Consider the following 17,823-nt stretch of genomic DNA (forward strand, 5'->3'; position numbering starts at 1 on the left):
TCATCCCCGTCTATTTCAGATAAACCCTGGGCACCCGTTTGCTGATGCCGCAGAAGATCTCATAAGGAATGGTGCCGGCCAGGGTAGCCAACTCCTCGGCGTGGATACAGTTCCCCGCCCCGTCCGTCCCCATCAGCACCACCTCGTCCCCCACGGCCACGCCGGGGATATGGGTTACATCCAGCATGATCCAGTCCATGCAGACCGTCCCGGCCACCCGGGCCCGCTGGCCCCGGATCAACGCCTCGCCCCGGTTGGTGAGGGTGCGGGGGTAGCCGTCGGCATACCCCACCGGCACGCTGGCGATCAGGGTCCGCTCGGCGGCGGTGAAGCGGCGGGCATAGCTGATGGTGGTACCCGGCTCCACCCATTTCAGCATGGCGATGCTGCTTTTCAGGCGCATGACCGGTTTGAGGTCCAGCTTCCCTTGAAAATCGGGCGAAGGGATGGCGCCGTAGAGCACGATGCCGGGACGGACCAGGTTGCAGCCGGCATTGTCCCGGAGCAGGGCCGCGGCGCTGTTGGCGATGTGGACGTAGCGCGGGGAGAAGCCGGCCTTGCGGGCCTCGGCGACCACCCAGGAGAAGCGCTCGGCCTGGATACGGGTGAAGTGCTGGCCCGACTCGTCCAGTTCGTCGGCGCTGGCGAAGTGGGAGACGATCCCCTCCAGGGCGATGTTGGGCAGCTTCTTCAGTTCAGCCAGGAACGCGGGGGCCTCGGCGTAGGTGATCCCCAGGCGCCCCATGCCGGTGTCGATCTTGAGATGGACCTGGGCCTTGCGAAAGAGCTTGCCGGCGGCCTGGTTGAGTGCCTGGGCCTGCTCCAGGGTAAAGAGGGCGGTGGAGATGTTGTAGCCGATGCATTTGCGCTCCTGGCCCGGATACACCCCGCCCAACAGCAGGATCGGCTTGTCGATGCCGCTCTTGCGCAGCTGGATACCCTCGGCCAGGAAAGCGACGCCGAAGGCGTTCACCCCCAGCGCCTCCAGTTCGCGGCTGATGTCCATGAAGCCGTGGCCGTAGGCGTCGGCCTTGACCACCGCCAGCATCTCGGTCCGGCGGGGAATGGAAGCGCGGATAAGCTCAAAATTATGGCGCAGCGCGTCGAGATCGATCTCGGCGAATGTGGGACGGCTGTCGTACACGACCATGACACTCCTTGGTTTCGGAATCAAAGGCGAGACAATGTCTTTAGAAGGGGTTATTACCACGTCCGGCCCTGGCTGTAAAGTGAAAGGGGGCCGCCGTTTCCGGGGCCGTGCCGGCTATCGGCGTTGTCGTTGCAGTTACAAGCCGGACGGGCACGGCAGGCCATGAAACAAATTTAACTTTATTTCAAATTTTCAGGCATATCTTCAGGTTACCTGGATGACTCCATGCCCAAGAGCACTATCGCGCTGACCGGCAAGGTCAAGGTCACCATCGGTATCCTATAAGGCAGGGAAACGAAATTGTTTCCGATCGCCGCCACACCGCCTCCAGCCTGCCGCTGCTGTCATTGGGATTGACAGGAGCGGTTAAATCCAGTACCGTAGACACAATTACAAGGCCCTGGGGGAGTTCGCAAGAGCTGAGATGGTTCCTTTTGGAATCAGACCCTTTGAACCTGATCCGGTTAATTCCGGCGTAGGAAAGCGGCTTGCACGACTGTTCATCTTATCCATGAACCCGGCCGCCTGTATCACAACAGCGCGGCTTTTTTATTATCACGAGGGATATGCCATGGGCGACTGCAGCAAACGGTTTCGTCTCGTCATCAACAATACGGCGCAAATATTCCCGCCGGTTGAGGGTGTGTATCTGATCACCGACCAGGATGACAATCTGGTGGAACGGGTGGGGGTCGCCCTGCGCGGCGGTGTGGCGGTGCTGCAGTACCGGGCCAAGGGAAAAAGCCACGAGACCCGCCTGGAGGAGGGGCGCGAGCTGAAGCAGCTCTGCAAGCGCTTCGGGGTGACCTTCATCGTCAATGACGACATTCGGCTGGCCAAAGAACTGGATGCGGACGGCGTCCACCTGGGCCAGGACGACGGCGGCATTGCCGAGGCACGGGAACTGCTCGGCCCGGGCAAGATCGTCGGCAAATCGACCCATAACCTGGACGAGGCCCTCCAGGCCGAACAGGAGGGGGCCGATTATATCGGTTTCGGCGCCATGTACCCCACCGACAGCAAGGTCATCACCCACATGCCGGGCACCAGCGGCTTGTGCGCCATCCGTGACCGCATCAAGCTCCCGGTGGTGGCCATCGGCGGCATCACCACCAGCAACGCCTGCCGGGTGATCGACGCCGGCGCCGACGCCGTGGCGGTGATCTCGTCGGTCCTGTCCAGTCCCCGCCCGGATATCGCCGCCGCCGAACTGAAACTGCTCTTCAACCGCACCTGCCCCTACCCGCGCGGCTCGGTCCTGACCGTGGCCGGCAGCGACTCGGGAGGCGGGGCGGGCATCCAGGCCGACATCAAGACCATTACCCTGCTGGGGAGCTACGCCGCCAGCGCCCTGACCGCCCTGACCGCCCAGAACACCAAGGAGGTTTCGGCCATCCACGGCCTCCCCCCTTCCTTTGTGGTGGATCAGATCACGACCGTGCTGGCCGATATCCCGGTAGACGTCATCAAGACCGGCATGCTGCACACCTCGGCCATCGTCTCGGCCCTGGCCGAACTGCTGGCGGAGCGCACCGGATATATCCCGCTGGTCATCGACCCGGTCATGGTATCCAAGGGGGGCACGGCCCTGCTGGATCGGGACTCGATCCACATCATGCAGGAACAGTTGCTGCCCCAGGCCTACCTACTGACCCCCAACATCCCCGAGGCCGAGCGCCTCTTGGGGAGAGCGATCCGCTGCGAGGCTGATATGGAGCAGGCCGCCCGCGACCTGCACGCCTTAGGCCCGGCCAACGTTCTGCTCAAGGGGGGGCATCTCGCCGGCCGCCAATCTATGGATATCCTCTTCGACGGCTACGAATGCCGGGAATATGCGGCGGAACGGGTCTTCACCAGCAACACCCACGGCACCGGCTGCACCTACGCCTCGGCCATCGCCACCTTCCTCGCCCAGGGGGAGCCGCTCAGGAGCGCCGTGGAAAAGGCCAAGGAGTTCATCTCCGCCGCCATCCGCCTGGCCCATCCCCTGGGCAAGGGGCATAGCCCGGTGAATCATTTTGCCGCCGCCCAGCAAAGCGACCGCTGACCCACACCATTAACCCTTGATACGGAGCACGCAATGACCCAACTCGAATACGCCCGCCGGGGCCTTATTACCGAACAGATGCAGATCGCAGCCGCAGCGGAGGGGGTCCCACCCGAATTCATCCGCGCCGGCCTGGCAGCCGGCACCATCGTCATCTGCCACAACATCAAGCACGCCAACGGCAACCCGCTGCCGGTGGGGACCGGCCTGCGCACCAAGATCAACGCCAACATCGGCTCGTCCTCGGACGATACCGACATGCAGAAGGAGCTGGAGAAGGCCCGCACCGCCGTGAAATACGGCGCCGACGCCATCATGGACCTCTCCACCGGCGGGCCGGTGGACGAGATCAGGCGGGCCGTGGTGGCGGAGACCAACGCCTGCATCGGCAGCGTGCCGCTCTACCAGGCCGCCCTGGACGCCGTGCGGGTCAAGAAGAAGGCCATCGTGGACATGACGGTGGACGACATCTTCGCCGGCATCATCAAGCATGCCGAGGACGGTGTGGACTTCATCACCGTGCACTGCGGCGTGACCCGCTCCACGGTGGAACGGATGAAGAACGAGGGGCGCGTCATGGACGTGGTCTCCCGCGGGGGTGCCTTCACCATCGAGTGGATGGCCTACAACCGCCAGGAGAACCCGCTCTTCGAACACTTCGACAAGCTCCTGGACATCACCAAGGAATACGACATGACCCTCTCCCTGGGCGACGGTTTCCGCCCCGGCTGCCTGGCCGACGCCACGGACCGGGCCCAGATCCAGGAACTGATCATTCTGGGAGAACTGACCCAGCGCGCCCAGGAGGCCGGGGTACAGGTCATGATCGAAGGGCCGGGGCATGTGCCCCTGAACCAGATCCAGGCCAACATCCTGCTGCAGAAGCGCCTGTGCCACGGCGCGCCGTTCTATGTCCTGGGGCCCCTGGTCACCGATATCGCGCCGGGATACGACCACATCACCTGCGCCATCGGCGGGGCCATTGCGGCCGCCGCCGGGGCCGACTTCCTCTGCTACGTCACCCCCAGCGAACACCTGCGCCTGCCGGACGTGCAGGACGTGCGCGACGGCGTGATCGCCTCCCGCATCGCCGCCCATGCGGCCGACATCGCCAAGGGGGTCAGGGGGGCCATGGATAAGGATATCCAGATGGCGAAATGCCGGAAGAAACTGGATTGGGAAGGGCAATTCGCCCTGGCGCTGGATGAGGACAAGGCCCGGGAGTTCCGCGCCAACTCGCCGGTCGCCGACCACGGGGCCTGCACCATGTGTGGCGAGTTCTGCGCCTATAAGGTCATGGACGACGCCATGAAACGCTGAGCGCCCGGCTGCCGTATTCACCGAACTGCCAAATATCACTTGACAAACCGGCGGCCACGCTTAGAATTAATTCCACATAAATTAGTAATTTACTGACCATCTGATAAGCGATACTACTAAACCGCCAGCGATGACGGGACGGATAGCCTACGGGTCTCACGGAGACAGCCGGGTGCCGAAAGATCAGATCCTGGGCACCCGTGTACGTTATGGTGGTCAAGGGGGGTCAAAACCGGTTCCGGCCGTTCTCTCCCTTGGGGAAACGGCACTACATGGGGGTGCTGTATGGCGTTTTCCCTGAATCAATCCCTCAGCCACATCGAGATCAAAGAGCCCCATGTCGCCGAGATCTACCGTTCGTCCAACAGCGCCGTTCCAACCGAGGAGCAGTGTCAGGGGCACCTGTGCGAGGCCTACGTCTGCACCGCCCGGGAAAACGATGTCTTTTCCGTGTATGTCGCCTTCTTCGACACGACCACCCACCGCCCCGTCATCTTCTCCACCACCTGTGATACCCGTAAGCCCGCCGACCAGAAGCGCCTCGTCAACGAAGCCCTGAAGCTCACCAAGTCCATGGGTTTCGACATGGAACCGGTGAAACTCGACTATAGCTCGGCCATGCGCCAGGTCATCATACACGGCATCAGCGTCATGCGCCCCCCCGCCCCCCCCCGCGGCGGGAAGCAACCAGCCAAAAGCGCCGCACCAGCCGTGGAGCCCCCCTCACCCGCGCCCTCACCAGCCGCATCGTCCGCACCAGCCGCACCAGCCGCGCCGCCCGTACCCGATGTCCCGTCGCCCGAGGTTGCGGCACGTTCCGCCGAGATTGCCGACCTCAGGACGGCGTTGAAGGATATGGAGCGTGCCAAGGCCGAAACCGAACGGATGGCCGAGCAGACCGTCACGGCCGTAAAGCAGGAACTGGAGAGGATCACCGCCTCGCACCGGGAGCGGGAGAAGGCGCTTCGGGAGGAGTTGGCCGGCAGAGAGCCGGAGGGCGCGCCGGAGAGCGGCGTTGCTGCCGGGTTGCAGGTAGAGTTGCAGGGCAAGGCCGAGGCGCTGCACGCCCTTGAGGTTCACCTCGCCCAAGAGAGCGCCCAGCGCCGGGACGCGGAGGCCAGAGCGGAGGAGTTGGACCGCCGCCGGGAACAGGCCGAAGAGGAGGCGGCCGACCTGCGCCGGGAACTGGACCGGCTCCACCAGGACGCCGCGGCCGAACGTTCGAGCGCCGAGGAGCACCGTTCCAAGGAGGTCGCCTCACGGGCCGCGGAAGAGCTTGCGGCAACGGAGCGGGAACAGGCCCTGCGGGATGAACTGGCGGCCGCCCGCCACGAGAACGGTGTCGTGCAGGGCACACTGATGAACGTCATGAAGGAACAACAGGTGCTGGTCAACGAGCGCGAGGCGCTCAGGGCCGAACTGGCAGTCGTAAAGGAGAGCGCGGGCATCGCATGGCAGCAGGATCGGGAGGCCCTGGAGCAGGAACGTGCAGATCTGCACGCAAGCGTCAAGCGGCTGGAAAAGGGCAAACGGGAGGAGCAACAGCGCCTCGAGACGCTCCTGGCCGAAAGGGAGCTTGAGCTGAAGGGGGCCCGAGCCGAACAGAAATCCCTTGCGTCCAAGCTGGAACAGGTGCAGGGCGAGAAAAAGGTGTGGGACACCCTTGCCGGCAACTTCAAGAAAAAGGCCCACAAGGCGGTGGAACGCCTCAAGCGGGAGAAACAGGCCCTGGAGGAAAGACTGAAAGAGTTGGAGCACGCCCCCGCTCCTCTTGCTCCTCCCCCGCCACCGGTCACGTCCGTGTACCCCCTCTCCGCTTCCCAAGCGCCTCTGACCGTGGAGCGCCACGTGGAATCGCCCTTTGCGGCCTTGGGGCTGGTGGATACCGGCTCGGGCTTTTCCGGGTTCGGGAGCTTCGGCGGCCCGTCAGCCGGGGGAGGAGGAGCAACCTTTCGCTATGCCCCGGACGTGGCGGTCATCTCCTACCATTCAGCCGACGACATCGTTGAGCTCTACGGTTCGGCCAACGTGGTCCAGGCGGCGCCGGAGGGGAGGCGGTCACAGATTTGCGGCGCCTACGTCTGTGTGGTTGAGCGGGAAGGGAAGGCGACCATCAACCTCGCCTGGCACCTGATCGACAGCGGCGAGGTCCTGATCTGCCTGCCGGAACAGCAGCCGGAAGCGACGGCAGACTACGCCCCCGCCCTGCAGGACGCCATCTTCTACTTCGAAAGCATCGGGTTCATGATGGACCGCTTCGAGTTGTCGCGCAATTCCCTGCGGCAGATCAAGGCGCTGGAAAAGATCGGCATCTGCAGGATGGAGGAACCGGCGGGCGAAGCAAAAGAAGACGGGGATGGGGGCGCTATACCTGCTGCCGCGTGACGTAGGCGCTGCTGCGCTGCTCGGCGAAGGTGAGGTGGGCGATCATCGCGTCGCGGGCGGTTTCCGCGTCCCTTGCCTTGATGGCCTCGAAGATGCGGCGGTGGTGGCTGAAGAGCAGGTGGTGATCGTCGCTGGTCAGGTAGACCGCACGCCAGACGGTCTGCTGAAACTCCTTCATGGCGTCGAACAGGCTCTGCATGAGGTGGAGCCAGACGATGTTGTGCGTGGCGCGGGCGATCACGATGTGGAGATTGGCATCCAGATCCTCGGAAGGCTTCAGGCCGTCCAGATTGCGCTCCATGCCGCCGATGATCTCCTCCATGCGCCGCAGGTCCTCGGGCAGCGCCCGCTGGGCCGCATAAAAGGCGGTCCAGGATTCCATCCCCTTGCGCACCTCGATCACGTCCAGCGCCCGTTCCTGCTCCGACCGGATCAGTTCGGAGAGCGGGTTCCCCCCCGAAGTTTCCACCAGGGACAGAACCACCGTCCCCCCCCCCTGATAGGACATGACCAACCCGGCCGCGGCCAGGATATTGAGCGCCTCGCGCACCGACGGGCGGGACACGCCGAACATCTCGGCCAACTCGCGTTCGGGGGGCAGCTTGTCGCCGGGGGAGAACTCCCCCGACAGGATCGAGGAACGGATCTGCTCGGCGATCTGGGCCGACACCTTCTTGGGCTTTATGGGCTGAAATTTCATGGGGGTCCGATCATGCTGAAACTAAAATCCGCCACAGAGACGCAGAGACACAGAGGACGTCAAGGACACAAGCAATCTACATCGGATGAACAGGATGAACAGAGATGAAGCAACACAAAAAAATGAATGGCTTTTGTTTTTACTTTCAACCCGGGTTTAGGTTTTATCCCCTTCATCCTGTTCATCCGATGTAAAAAACCGTCCTGTCTGTTGTGCCTCTCTTGCCTTTCTCCGTGTCTCTGCGGCAGGTGTTAAGATGTAACGATCGTAAAAAGGGGCGCCGTATACGGTGCCCCTTTTATCTACTACAGATGACACCGGTTTGCAACCTTGTCGGTTCAGGGCGTCCCGTCCAGGCTGCGCGCCAGAAGCTCCGTCACATGCACGATTCCCACCTGGGGCAACTGCTCCGCCAGCCCTTTCTTCAATTGCAGCAGGCAGCCCGGATTGCCGGTCGCCAGCAGTTCGACCCCGGTGGCCCGGATGGTGTCGATCTTGCGGGTCAGGATGCGGTCGGCCATCTCCGGCTTGGCGATGTTGTAGGTGCCGGCGCTGCCGCAGCAGGCGTCGGCCGCCTCCAACTCGCGGTACTCCAGCCGCGGGATCAGCCGGAGCAGGTCCCGCGGCTCCCGGCGGATGCCCTGGCAATGGGCGATGTGGCACGGGTCGTGGTAGGTGACCGTCAGGGGGAGCGGCTTGAGCTTGGCGCGCAACTCTTCCTGGTGCAGCGCCAGGACCTGGGAGATGTCCCGCACCTTGGCGCTGAACGCCGCCGCCTCCGGGTCCCCTTCCAGGTGATGGCCGTAGTGCTTCAGCTCGGCCCCGCACCCCCCGCAGTCGGTGACGATGAAATCCGCCTCGATCCCGCCGAAGACGGCCACGTTGCTGCGCACCGCCTCCTTCAGGCCGTCCAGATCGCCGGACAGCATGTTGGGCGCGCCGCAGCAGACCTGGTTGCGGGGGGTGACGACCCGGTAGCCGAGCTCGGAGAGCAGCCGGACGGTGGCCCGGCTCGCCTCACTGAAGATCAGGCTCATGACGCACCCCAGGAAGAAGGTCACGGTCCCCCGTTCCTCACCCCGGGCCGGCGTGACCTCTGCGATGGTCTGGCGCAGCGGCCGGGCGGGCAGGTTCGGGAGCAGCCCCTCCATGCGTTCCAGCGACTCCGGGAACAGCTTCATGACCCCCAGCTTGCGCACCAGTTTTTGCAGGCCGGTGCGCTGATAGAGGCGCATGGGGACCAGGGACGCCTCCAGACGGTCGGGATGGGGGACCAAGCGGCGCAGGACCAGATCCTCCATGAAGGAGAGCCCCTCCCCTCCCTTGCGCTCGCAGGTGAACTCCGTCACCAGCTCCCCGGCATTGACCCCGCAGGGGCAGGCCGAGGCGCACGCCTGGCAGTCCAGACAGAGGGAGAGGTACTCCAGAAGGCGCTCGGACTGGTCCAGTTCCCCCTCCTGAACTTTGCGGATCAGCGCCACCCGCCCCCGGGGGGAGGCGGTCTCCAGGAAGGTCTCCTTATAGGTGGGGCAGGAGGGGAGGCACATGCCGCAGCGCATACAGTTGATCAGTTTAACGTAATCCATTGATAAGAACCTTTAAACCTTTTACACCTGCCACAGAGACACAGAGACTCAGAGAACGTCAAAACGAAAATCAATTTTCTTCCGGTTTTCTCTGTGAATCTCTGTGTCTCCGTGTCTCTGTGGCAGACGTTACGATGTTAGAATACTTTCCCCGGATTTAATATCCCCTTCGGATCGAACGCCTGCTTGATCCCCCGCATGACCTTGATCCCCGATTCCCCCACGAGCCGCGGCAGATACCGCTTCTTGGCCAGCCCCACCCCGTGTTCGCCGGTGATGGTGCCACCCATGGCGATGGCGGCGTCGAAGATTTCGTCGAAGGCGGCGTGGGCCCGGGCGATCTCGTCCTTGTCCCGTTCGTCGGTCAGGCAGGTGGGGTGCAGGTTGCCGTCCCCGGCGTGGCCGAAGGTGCCGATGGTCAGATTGTACTTGCGGGCCGTTTCCTGAATGACCTGAAGCATGGGCGCGATGCAACTGCGCGGCACGGTGGCGTCCTCCAGGATGGTGGTCGGCTTGAGCCGCGCCAGGGCCGACAGGGCGGTGCGCCGCGCCGTGGCGAGCTTGAGCGCCTCGTCCGCGTCCTTGGCGGTCTGGAAGAAGGAGCAGCGGTGGCGCTTGCAGATCTCCTCCACGCTGGCGGCCTCCTCGGCCACCACCGCCGGGTGGCCGTCCACCTCGATCAACAGGACCGCATCCACATCCAGGGGGAGCCCCACGTGAGAATAATCCTCCACGCATTTGATGGTGACCTTGTCCAGGAACTCCAGGGTGGCCGGGATGACCTTGGCGGCGATGATGGCCGACACCGCCAGGGCGGCCTGGTTCAGTTCGGGAAAATGGGCCAGCATGGTGATCTTGGCCCGGGGCTTGGGTATCAGCTTGACCGTGATGGAGGTGAAGAACCCCAGGGTGCCTTCGGAGGAGACCAGGAGCGGATTCAGGCTGTAACCGGCTACGTCCTTCACCGTCTTGCCGCCGGTATGCAGCAACTCCCCGTCCGCCAGGACCGTGGTCAGCCCCGTGACGTAATCCGCCGTCACCCCGTATTTGAGGCCGCGCAACCCGCCCGAATTCTCGGCCACATTGCCCCCCATGGTGGAGATGTTCATGCTCCCCGGATCGGGCGGATAGAACAGGCCGCGCCCCTCCACCTCCCGGTGCAGGGCGCTGGTGATCACCCCCGGCTCCACCGTGGCGGTCAGGTTTTCCTCGTCCACCTCCACGATGCGGTTCATGCGGCTGGTCTGCACCACCACCCCGCCCCCCGACAGGGAGCCGCCCGACAGGTTGGTCCCGGAGCCGCGCGGGGTCACACTGATGCCGGCCCCGTGGCAGAGGGCCAGGATGCGGGCCACCTCCGAGAGACTGCCGGGCAACAGGACCACCCCCGGCCTGCTCTCCAGTTCGGGCGTGGAATCGTAGCCGTACACCGCCAGGGACTCCCGGTCGGTCAGGGTGTACTGGTCGCCGACGATGGTTTGCAGTTCTTTGATGAAGGATTGTTCCATGGTAGCCTCTTTGTAGGACTTATGGGACTCATAGGACTTATGTAAGTCCCATTGGTCCCATAAGTCGCATTGATCTTACGGTATCATCCACGAAAACACATAGGCTTGCAAGTACACAATCACCCCCACCACAACCGTCAGGAACAGGGAATGCTTGAGGGTGAAACGGAACAGGGTCCCCTCCTCCCCCACCATGCCGGTGGCCGCGGTGGCCACGGCCAGGGATTGGGGGGAGATCATCTTGCCCATGACCCCGCCGCTGGTGTTGGCCGCCCCGGTCAGGATCGGGCTCAAGCCCAACTGCTCGGCCGTGGCCCGCTGCAAGCCGCCGAACAGGACGTTGCTGGAGGTGTCGGAGCCGGTCAGGAATACCCCCAGCCAGCCGAGGAACGGGGCGATGAAGGGAAACCAGTGGCCGGTCTTGGTGAACACCAGACCGAGACAGTTGGTCATGCCCGAGGTGTTCATGACATAGGCCAGGCCGAGCACCGACGCCACGGTCACCGCCGGGTAGCGCATGTCGTAGAGGGTCTTGCCGAGGATGCGGAAGGTGTCGCCCATCCCCACGCCGCAGATCAGGGCCGAGAGGAACGCCGCGATCAGGATGGCGGTACCGGCGGCCGACATGAAGTTGAAGTTGTACTTGGCCGCCAGCTTGACGGGCAACTGGTCGGCCACCGCCTTGTCCAGCGGCTTGAAGCGGTCCTTGGGCACGACGTTGACCTTCACCAGCTCCTTGCACAGCTTCTGGGTCTCGGTCATCTTCTTGGCAACCAGGTCGCAACTCTTCAGCCGCTCGTCGCTCAGGACCGCCCCTTTGCCCGTCAATCCCTGCTCCACCGGTACAAAGGCTTCCTCAAGCCCCTTCAACTCCGTCAACTTTGCCGCCAGGGCAGCCTGCTTCGGGTCGGCGGGGGAGAGCTGGGCCACCTGCCGGTCGATCTCCTCGTTCACCTTGGCGATCTTCTTCAGCCCGTCTTCCGGCTTGGAGACCTTCTTGACGATCCGGTTGTGGAGCCCGTCCACCGTAATCAGGACAGCGCTCTTGTCCAGCTCGGTCTTGATGGAGGGGATGCCCCACAAAAGCACCATGACGGTCAGCGCCAGGTACGGCGCCCAGGCCCGGAAGACCTGGCCCGCGGTGTAGTTGTGCTGTTCCCTGACGGCGTCCCCGGTCTCGTGGTCGAAGGTCCAGACCTGTTTGGGGTGCCAGACCTGCAGCAGGAGCACCAGGGCCACCATGGAGAGCAGGGAGGCGGTGATGTCCGGGAGGTACGGCCCAAGGTAGCTGGCGGTGCCCCATTGGGCAAGGGCAAAGGTCGCGCCGCAGACGACGATGGCCGGCAGGACCTCCAGGGTCTTCTTGAAGCCGACCATGATCATGATCACATAAAAGGGGATGAACAGGGAGATGAACGGTAACTGGCGTCCCACCATGGTGGAGAGCTTCATGAGGCCGGCATCGTCGTACCCCATGACCCCGGCTAGGGCCACCACCGGGATGCCGATGGCGCCGAAGGCCACCGGCGCGGTGTTGGCCACCAGGCAGACACCGGCGGCATAGAGCGGACGAAAGCCGAGCCCCACCAGGGTGGCGCCGGCAATGGCTACCGGCGTGCCGAAACCGGCCGCCCCCTCGATGAACGCGCCGAAGCAAAAGGCGATCAGGAGCGCCTGGAGGCGGCGGTCCGCGGTCACCCCGGCCAGGGAGGCCCGGATGATCTCGAACTGCCCCCCCTTGACGGTGAGGTTATAGAGAAACAGGGTGGTGATGACGATGTAGAACACCGGGAAGAGACCGAAGGCGACCCCCTGGCCGAAAGCCAGCCCGGCCAGCTTGGCCGGCATCCCCCAGACAACGACGGCGATGGCCAAGGCCGAGACCACGGCCAGGGGGCCGGCGATGTGGGCCTTCATCTTGAGCACGGCCAGACAGATGAAGATGACGATGAGCGGGACGGCGGCCACCAGGGCCGACATCCCCAGGCTGCCTGCTACCGGTGTGTAGGTCTGAATCCAGGGCATGACGAACGACTCCTTCCTTACGCGGGTATGGTCTGCAAACGTTCTCTGATGGCATCATCTGTCCGCCTGTCCTGGATGTTTGACGGGAGCGAACAAAAATAAAATGAGGTTTTGTAAACTTGTATTACCAATTATATTTTTTAAAACCCCCTGTCAACTATTTTTTATATCTGCATATAAAGCCTGTTGACAAGGGTAGTTAAGATGAATTAGGTTTATATATAATTTGGTTTTACAAATTTCAAATCCCGAGATACGACCGCGCAACGATACAGCGTTTCCCCAACGGCGGCGACGCCAAAGGGCATCAAGAGACAACCGCAGACAAGGAGACCGAAGCGATGTACGAGCAATTCAAGGCCAGGGCCGAAGGGGTTGGCGCGGAGGTCTACCGTTTCAAGGACCGGGAGGGGGCGCTGGCGTTCATCCTGCCGTTCCTGCACGAGGAGGGGGGCGCCGCCCCCCCCCATTCCTGCGCCGTCTGGGCCGAGAGCCCCTTTCTGGAAGGCCTGGACCGGGAACCGCTCCGGGAGGTCGCCGGCATCAGGTTCGAGGTGAGCCGGGAGGCGGCGGCCGCCGCCCGCGTCGGCATCACCCAGGCCGAGTGGGCCCTGGCCGACACCGGAACCCTAGTGCAGGACCAGACCGCCGTGGAGCAGCGGCTGGCCTCCTCCCTGACCGACATCCACATCGCCCTCCTCCCCACCGGCAACATCATCCCGGACAAGATCGCCCTCCTGAGCAAGATCGATCCCAGGGCCAGCCGCTACATCGCCTTCATCACCGGCCCGAGCCGGACCGCCGACATCGAGCGGGTGCTGACCATCGGCGTCCACGGCCCGGAGCGGCTCGTGATCGTCTGCGTGGATGATATGGGAGGGCCGGCCCGATGAAAAAAGAATTCAGGGAATCCATAGGCAGGGCCGTGGGGAACGCCACCCTTACCGGCGCGCTGGGGAAGTTTTCCGAGGCCTACAAGGTCAACCGGGCCAAGGCCTACGAGGGGATCGATTTCGAGGCGTTGCGAAGCACCATCGCCGAGCGCAAGTCCCATGCCGCCGCCAACCTGGAACTCTTGGCGGAGACCTTTGCCAACAACGCCGAGGCCCTGGGGGCAAAGGTTTTCAGGACCAATGACCCGGAGCAGGTGAAGGAATACATCCTGAAGGTCGCCCAGGCACACGACGTGAAAAGCGTGGTCAAATCCAAGTCCATGGCCACCGAGGAGATCCATCTCAACGCCTTTCTGGAAAAGGCGGGCATCGCGGTGGGCGAGACCGACCTGGGGGAGTGGATCATCCAGCTCGCCGGCCAGAAACCGTCCCACATGGTCATGCCGGCCATCCACATGACCAAGGAAGAGGTGGCCGACCTCTTCAGCAAGGAGGTGGACGAGCGCATCGAGAACGACATCCCGCGGCTGGTCAAGGTGGCCCGCAAGGAGTTGCGCGCCAAGTTCCTCAAGGCCGACATGGGGATCTCGGGCGCCAACATCGCCGTGGCCGAGACCGGCAGCCTCGTGCTGGTCACCAACGAGGGGAACGCCCGGCTGGTCACCACCCTCCCCAAAGTCCACGTGGCCCTGGTGGGGATAGAGAAGCTGGTGGAGCGCTTCGACGACATCGTGCCGATCCTGACGGCGCTCCCCCGCAGCGCCACGGCCCAACTGCTCACGAGCTACGTCTCCATCATCAGCGGCCCCACGCCCACCACCGACGGCGCCCTCAAGGATCTGCACATCGTCCTCATGGACAACCGCAGGAGCGAGATGGCCAACGACCCCAAGTTCAAGCAGGCGCTCCAGTGCATCCGCTGCGGCTCGTGCCTGAACGTCTGCCCCATCTTCCGCCTGGTAGGGGGACACGTCTTCGGCAGCATCTACACCGGCGGCATCGGCACCATCCTCACCGCCTGGTTCGAGGAGCTGCACAACTCCGAGGATATCCAGGGGCTCTGCATCCAGTGCGGCAACTGCAAGGAGATCTGCCCCGGCAAGCTGGACATCCCCGAGATGATCATGGAGATCAGGCGGCGCCTGGTCATGGAGAAGGGGCAGCCCTTGGCCCAGAAGGCGATCTTCGGGATCGTCAACAACCGCGCCCTCTTCCACGGCATGCTGCGGGCGGCCTCCATCGCCGGCAAACCGTTCAACTCGGGCGGCTTCATCCGCCACCTCCCCCTGTTCCTGTCCGATCTGACCGACGGCCGCAGCCTCCCCGCCATTGCCGCGGAGCCGTTCCGGGACCGTTTCCCCACGATCCAACAGCCCGCCGACTGCCGGGAAACGGCGGTCTTCTTTGCCGGCTGCCTCATCGACTTTGCCTACCCGGAGATGGGAGAGGCGCTGGTCAGGATCATGAACAGGGCCGGCATCCGGGTCGTGTTCCCCGAGGCGCAGACCTGCTGCGGCGCCCCGGCCCGGTACAGCGGGGCCTACGAGGTGGCGGGCCAGAACGCCATGGACAACATCCAGGCCCTGCTGGCGGACCAAGCGGAGTACGTGGTCTCCGCCTGCCCCACCTGCACCGTGGCCCTGGCCCACGAGTTCGGCGACACCCTGGAGAGCCTGGGCCACAGGGAATGGTTGCCCCAGGCCACGGCGCTGGCGGAAAAGACCGTGGATTTCTCCACCCTGGTGAAACGGCTGGTGGACGCGGGGCGGCTCACCCTTAAGGAGGGGCAGCAACTCGGTGCCCTTACCTACCACGACTCCTGCCATCTGAAACGGACCCTGCGGGCCACGGAGCCGCCGCGTGAGTTGCTGCGCGCGGCGGGCTACGAGGTGAAGGAGATGTTCGAGTGCGACATGTGCTGCGGCATGGGCGGCTCCTACTCCATGAAGCTGCCGGAGCTCTCCGCGCCGATCCTGCAACGCAAGCTCCACAACATCAAGGAGACCGGCGCGCCGGTCGTGGCCATGGACTGCCCCGGCTGCGTCATGCAGATCAGGGGCGGGTTCGACCAGGACCGGGCCGATGTGAAGGTGAAACATACGGTGGAACTGCTGGCGGAGCGGTTGGAGAGCTAGCGGGGGATTATCAGGATAGTGTGCAGGTACCGGAAGGCCCGTTTTCGTTTGACGACGAAAGCGGGCCTTCTGCAATTACGGCCTTTCCCGGTGGATTTCACTTTGCAGCTTTGCAGAATTTGCGTATATATCGATGACGTTTTCTATTTATAGCTGGACCTACGGAGCGCATTTACATGAATTTGCTGTACACCTTCGACCTGTTGGGAACCGCCGCTTTTGCCGCATCAGGGGCGTTAGCCGGAATTCGCCGGGATATGGATGTCTTCGGCGTGCTGGTGCTGGGACTCGTCACCGCTATCGGCGGCGGTACGCTGCGCGATGTGTTGCTGGGCGACACTCCGCCCTTCATCTTCAAGGACGAGACGTACCTCTATCTTTCGGTCGCAGTGTCCCTCTTGGTATTTCTCTTTCACCGGCGGCTGATATTCCTGTCCCATCCGTTAACCTACTTCGATGCTGTCGGATTGGGTACGTTTGTGGTGATCGGCACCCACAAGGCCCTTGCCTTTAAGCTCGGTTTTTTCGGTGCCGTCATGATGGGCGTTATGACGGCTACGGCGGGAGGCATGCTCCGCGACCTGCTTTCAGCCAAAGTGCCGATGATCCTGCATAAGGAGGTCTATGCTTCGGCCTGCCTGGCCGGGGGAGCCTTGCTGTACGTGCTGCAACGGACCGCCGTGCCGCCGGACGCGACAGCCCTGATTTCGGCCTCGACCGTCATTATCCTGCGCTTGTTGGCGGTGAGATACAACTGGTCGCTGCCGCGGGCCGCACACAAGACAACATGAATGGCCAACGCCGGGGACCACCGGGCACACCGGTGTGATCTCAAACGTTAGACAAAAAACCGCGTTACTCCGCATACAACAGAAAGGGGCGCTACCAACCGGCAGCGCCCCTTCTCCATCATATGAACCGAAACCCCGGTCAGTTCCCTTCGCTCTGCGCTTTCAGCGCCTCCATCTGGTAATGGGCGCGCAGGGCGTCGGCGATCTCGGCGATATCCCCCGCCATGATGGAATCCAGACGGTAGAGGGTCAGGCCGATACGGTGGTCGGTCATGCGCCCCTGGGGGAAATTGTAGGTGCGGATGCGTTCGCTGCGGTCGCCGGAACCGACCTGCTGCTTGCGCTCGGCAGCCAGCTTGTCGTTCTGGTCCTGAAGCATGTGGTCCAGGATACGCGACTTCAGGACCTTCATGGCCTTGGCCCGGTTCTTGATCTGGCTCCGTTCCTCCTGGCAGGCCACCACCGTGCCGGTGGGAAGGTGGGTGATGCGCACGGCCGAGTCGGTGGTGTTGACGTGCTGGCCGCCGGCGCCGGACGAACGATAGACGTCGATCTTCAGGTCATCGGGCCTGATGTCGATATCCACGTCCTCGGCCTCGGGCATGATCGCCACGGTGCAGGCGCTGGTGTGGATGCGCCCCTGGGCCTCGGTCTCGGGCACGCGCTGCACCCGGTGGGTGCCGGATTCGTACTTGAGCTTGGCAAAGACCCCTTCCCCCTCCACGGAGGCGATGACCTCCTTGAAGCCGCCCCGCTCCGACTCGGAGGCCGAGATGGTCTCCACCTTCCAGCGGTTGGTTTCGGCAAAGCGGGAATACATGCGGAACAGGTCCCCGGCAAACAGGGCCGATTCGTCGCCGCCGGTGCCGGCCCGGATCTCCAGGATAACGTTCTTGCTGTCGTTGGGGTCCTTGGGCAGCAGCAGCAGTTGGATATCGGCTTCCAGTTGCTCCTTTTCCGCCTCCAGGCTCTTCAGCTCCTCCTCGGCCATCTCCTTCATGTCCGCATCGGACAACAACTCCCGGTTCTCCCCGATCTCCTCCATCACCTTGCGCCAACGGCGATAGGCCGCCACCAGTTGGCTCAGGTCGGCGTGCTCGCGGGAGAGCTTGCGGAATTCCGGCTGATTGGAGATGACCTCTGGATCGGACAGCAGCGCCTCGACTTCCTGGTAGCGCCGTTCAAGTTCCTCTATCTTGTCGAACATGTTTAAAACCTCTTAGATTCTTACACCTGCCACAGAGATGCGGAGACACAGAGAAAAGCGGGAGAGGCAAAACCAT

Annotated in this window: 12 protein-coding genes and 2 riboswitches; of the genes, 6 read left to right on the forward strand and 6 right to left on the reverse strand. The window is 63.3% G+C overall.

Annotated elements, in window-relative coordinates; all coding sequences use genetic code 11:
* Positions 1–10 precede the first annotated feature (10 nt).
* Entirely contained in the window at positions 11–1,144 is a 1,134-nt protein-coding gene (gene alr / locus F6V25_RS13525) for an alanine racemase (protein ID WP_420849989.1), read from the reverse strand.
* Positions 1,145–1,542: 398 nt separating this feature from the next.
* A riboswitch (TPP riboswitch) is annotated at positions 1,543–1,649 on the forward strand.
* 72 nt (positions 1,650–1,721) lie between these two features.
* On the opposite strand from alr, the gene thiD reads away from it, so the two are divergent.
* From thiD to F6V25_RS13540, 3 genes are all read left to right on the forward strand, one after another.
* Positions 1,722–3,197 (forward strand): bifunctional hydroxymethylpyrimidine kinase/phosphomethylpyrimidine kinase, encoded by a 1,476-nt coding sequence (gene thiD, locus F6V25_RS13530; protein WP_151129075.1) that lies wholly within the window; start codon positions 1,722–1,724, stop codon positions 3,195–3,197.
* A gap of 33 nt (positions 3,198–3,230) precedes the next feature.
* On the forward strand, positions 3,231–4,517 hold the full coding sequence (gene thiC, locus F6V25_RS13535; RefSeq protein ID WP_151129076.1) for a phosphomethylpyrimidine synthase ThiC: 1,287 nt from the start codon (positions 3,231–3,233) through the stop codon (positions 4,515–4,517).
* A gap of 105 nt (positions 4,518–4,622) precedes the next feature.
* Positions 4,623–4,697: riboswitch (cyclic di-GMP riboswitch) on the forward strand.
* A 105-nt stretch (positions 4,698–4,802) separates the two neighbouring features.
* Positions 4,803–6,902 (forward strand): coiled-coil domain-containing protein, encoded by a 2,100-nt coding sequence (locus F6V25_RS13540; RefSeq protein WP_151129077.1) that lies wholly within the window; start codon positions 4,803–4,805, stop codon positions 6,900–6,902.
* Here the strand turns inward: F6V25_RS13540 and F6V25_RS13545 are convergent.
* The 4 genes from F6V25_RS13545 to F6V25_RS13560 all read right to left on the reverse strand — a co-directional run bounded on the left by F6V25_RS13545 (position 6,883) and on the right by F6V25_RS13560 (position 12,721).
* Complete coding sequence (locus tag F6V25_RS13545) at positions 6,883–7,602, reverse strand: FadR/GntR family transcriptional regulator (protein ID WP_151129078.1); 720 nt, start codon at positions 7,600–7,602, stop codon at positions 6,883–6,885. The two genes, F6V25_RS13540 and F6V25_RS13545, sit on opposite strands and share 20 nt — an antisense overlap.
* 338 nt (positions 7,603–7,940) lie before the next feature.
* Positions 7,941–9,188 carry a (Fe-S)-binding protein gene (locus tag F6V25_RS13550; RefSeq protein WP_151129079.1) on the reverse strand — a complete coding sequence of 416 codons (1,248 nt, stop codon included), beginning with the start codon at positions 9,186–9,188 and terminating at the stop codon, positions 7,941–7,943.
* A 137-nt stretch (positions 9,189–9,325) separates the two neighbouring features.
* Positions 9,326–10,696, reverse strand: coding sequence for an FAD-binding oxidoreductase (locus F6V25_RS13555; protein WP_151129080.1), 1,371 nt, complete (start codon positions 10,694–10,696; stop codon positions 9,326–9,328).
* Positions 10,697–10,771: 75 nt separating this feature from the next.
* Positions 10,772–12,721 carry an L-lactate permease gene (locus tag F6V25_RS13560; protein ID WP_151129081.1) on the reverse strand — a complete coding sequence of 650 codons (1,950 nt, stop codon included), beginning with the start codon at positions 12,719–12,721 and terminating at the stop codon, positions 10,772–10,774.
* Positions 12,722–13,062: 341 nt separating this feature from the next.
* Between F6V25_RS13560 and F6V25_RS13565 the strand changes: the two genes are divergently transcribed.
* From F6V25_RS13565 to F6V25_RS13575, 3 genes are all read left to right on the forward strand, one after another.
* The gene (locus F6V25_RS13565) at positions 13,063–13,614 is read left to right on the forward strand and encodes a LutC/YkgG family protein (protein WP_151129082.1); all 552 of its coding nucleotides are present in this window, start codon (positions 13,063–13,065) and stop codon (positions 13,612–13,614) included.
* Entirely contained in the window at positions 13,611–15,749 is a 2,139-nt protein-coding gene (ldhH, locus tag F6V25_RS13570; RefSeq protein ID WP_151129083.1) for an L-lactate dehydrogenase (quinone) large subunit LdhH, read from the forward strand. Before F6V25_RS13565 ends, ldhH begins: the two co-directional genes overlap by 4 nt.
* Positions 15,750–15,925: 176 nt before the next feature.
* A complete protein-coding gene (locus tag F6V25_RS13575; RefSeq protein WP_151129084.1) occupies positions 15,926–16,540 on the forward strand; it encodes a trimeric intracellular cation channel family protein in 615 nt (204 codons plus the stop codon).
* Positions 16,541–16,679: 139 nt separating this feature from the next.
* On the opposite strand, the gene prfA is transcribed toward F6V25_RS13575, so the two are convergent.
* Positions 16,680–17,747, reverse strand: a complete 1,068-nt coding sequence (gene prfA, locus F6V25_RS13580) for a peptide chain release factor 1 (protein ID WP_151129085.1) — start codon at positions 17,745–17,747, stop codon at positions 16,680–16,682.
* Positions 17,748–17,823 lie beyond the last annotated feature (76 nt).

Source organism: Oryzomonas japonica, assembly GCF_008802365.1.
GTDB classification, from domain to species: Bacteria; Desulfobacterota; Desulfuromonadia; order Geobacterales; family Pseudopelobacteraceae; genus Oryzomonas; species Oryzomonas japonica.

What these genes read in the sequence shown, in the direction of transcription:
- thiD (WP_151129075.1), top strand. Translation starts at nt 1,722, where the DNA reads ATGGGCGACTGCAGCAAACGGTTTCGTCTCGTCATCAACAATACGGCG.
- prfA (WP_151129085.1), bottom strand. Translation starts at nt 17,747, where the DNA reads ATGTTCGACAAGATAGAGGAACTTGAACGGCGCTACCAGGAAGTCGAG.
- F6V25_RS13545 (WP_151129078.1), bottom strand. Translation starts at nt 7,602, where the DNA reads ATGAAATTTCAGCCCATAAAGCCCAAGAAGGTGTCGGCCCAGATCGCC.
- F6V25_RS13550 (WP_151129079.1), bottom strand. Translation starts at nt 9,188, where the DNA reads ATGGATTACGTTAAACTGATCAACTGTATGCGCTGCGGCATGTGCCTC.
- F6V25_RS13540 (WP_151129077.1), top strand. Translation starts at nt 4,803, where the DNA reads ATGGCGTTTTCCCTGAATCAATCCCTCAGCCACATCGAGATCAAAGAG.
- F6V25_RS13575 (WP_151129084.1), top strand. Translation starts at nt 15,926, where the DNA reads ATGAATTTGCTGTACACCTTCGACCTGTTGGGAACCGCCGCTTTTGCC.
- F6V25_RS13565 (WP_151129082.1), top strand. Translation starts at nt 13,063, where the DNA reads ATGTACGAGCAATTCAAGGCCAGGGCCGAAGGGGTTGGCGCGGAGGTC.
- F6V25_RS13555 (WP_151129080.1), bottom strand. Translation starts at nt 10,696, where the DNA reads ATGGAACAATCCTTCATCAAAGAACTGCAAACCATCGTCGGCGACCAG.
- thiC (WP_151129076.1), top strand. Translation starts at nt 3,231, where the DNA reads ATGACCCAACTCGAATACGCCCGCCGGGGCCTTATTACCGAACAGATG.
- F6V25_RS13560 (WP_151129081.1), bottom strand. Translation starts at nt 12,721, where the DNA reads ATGCCCTGGATTCAGACCTACACACCGGTAGCAGGCAGCCTGGGGATG.
- ldhH (WP_151129083.1), top strand. Translation starts at nt 13,611, where the DNA reads ATGAAAAAAGAATTCAGGGAATCCATAGGCAGGGCCGTGGGGAACGCC.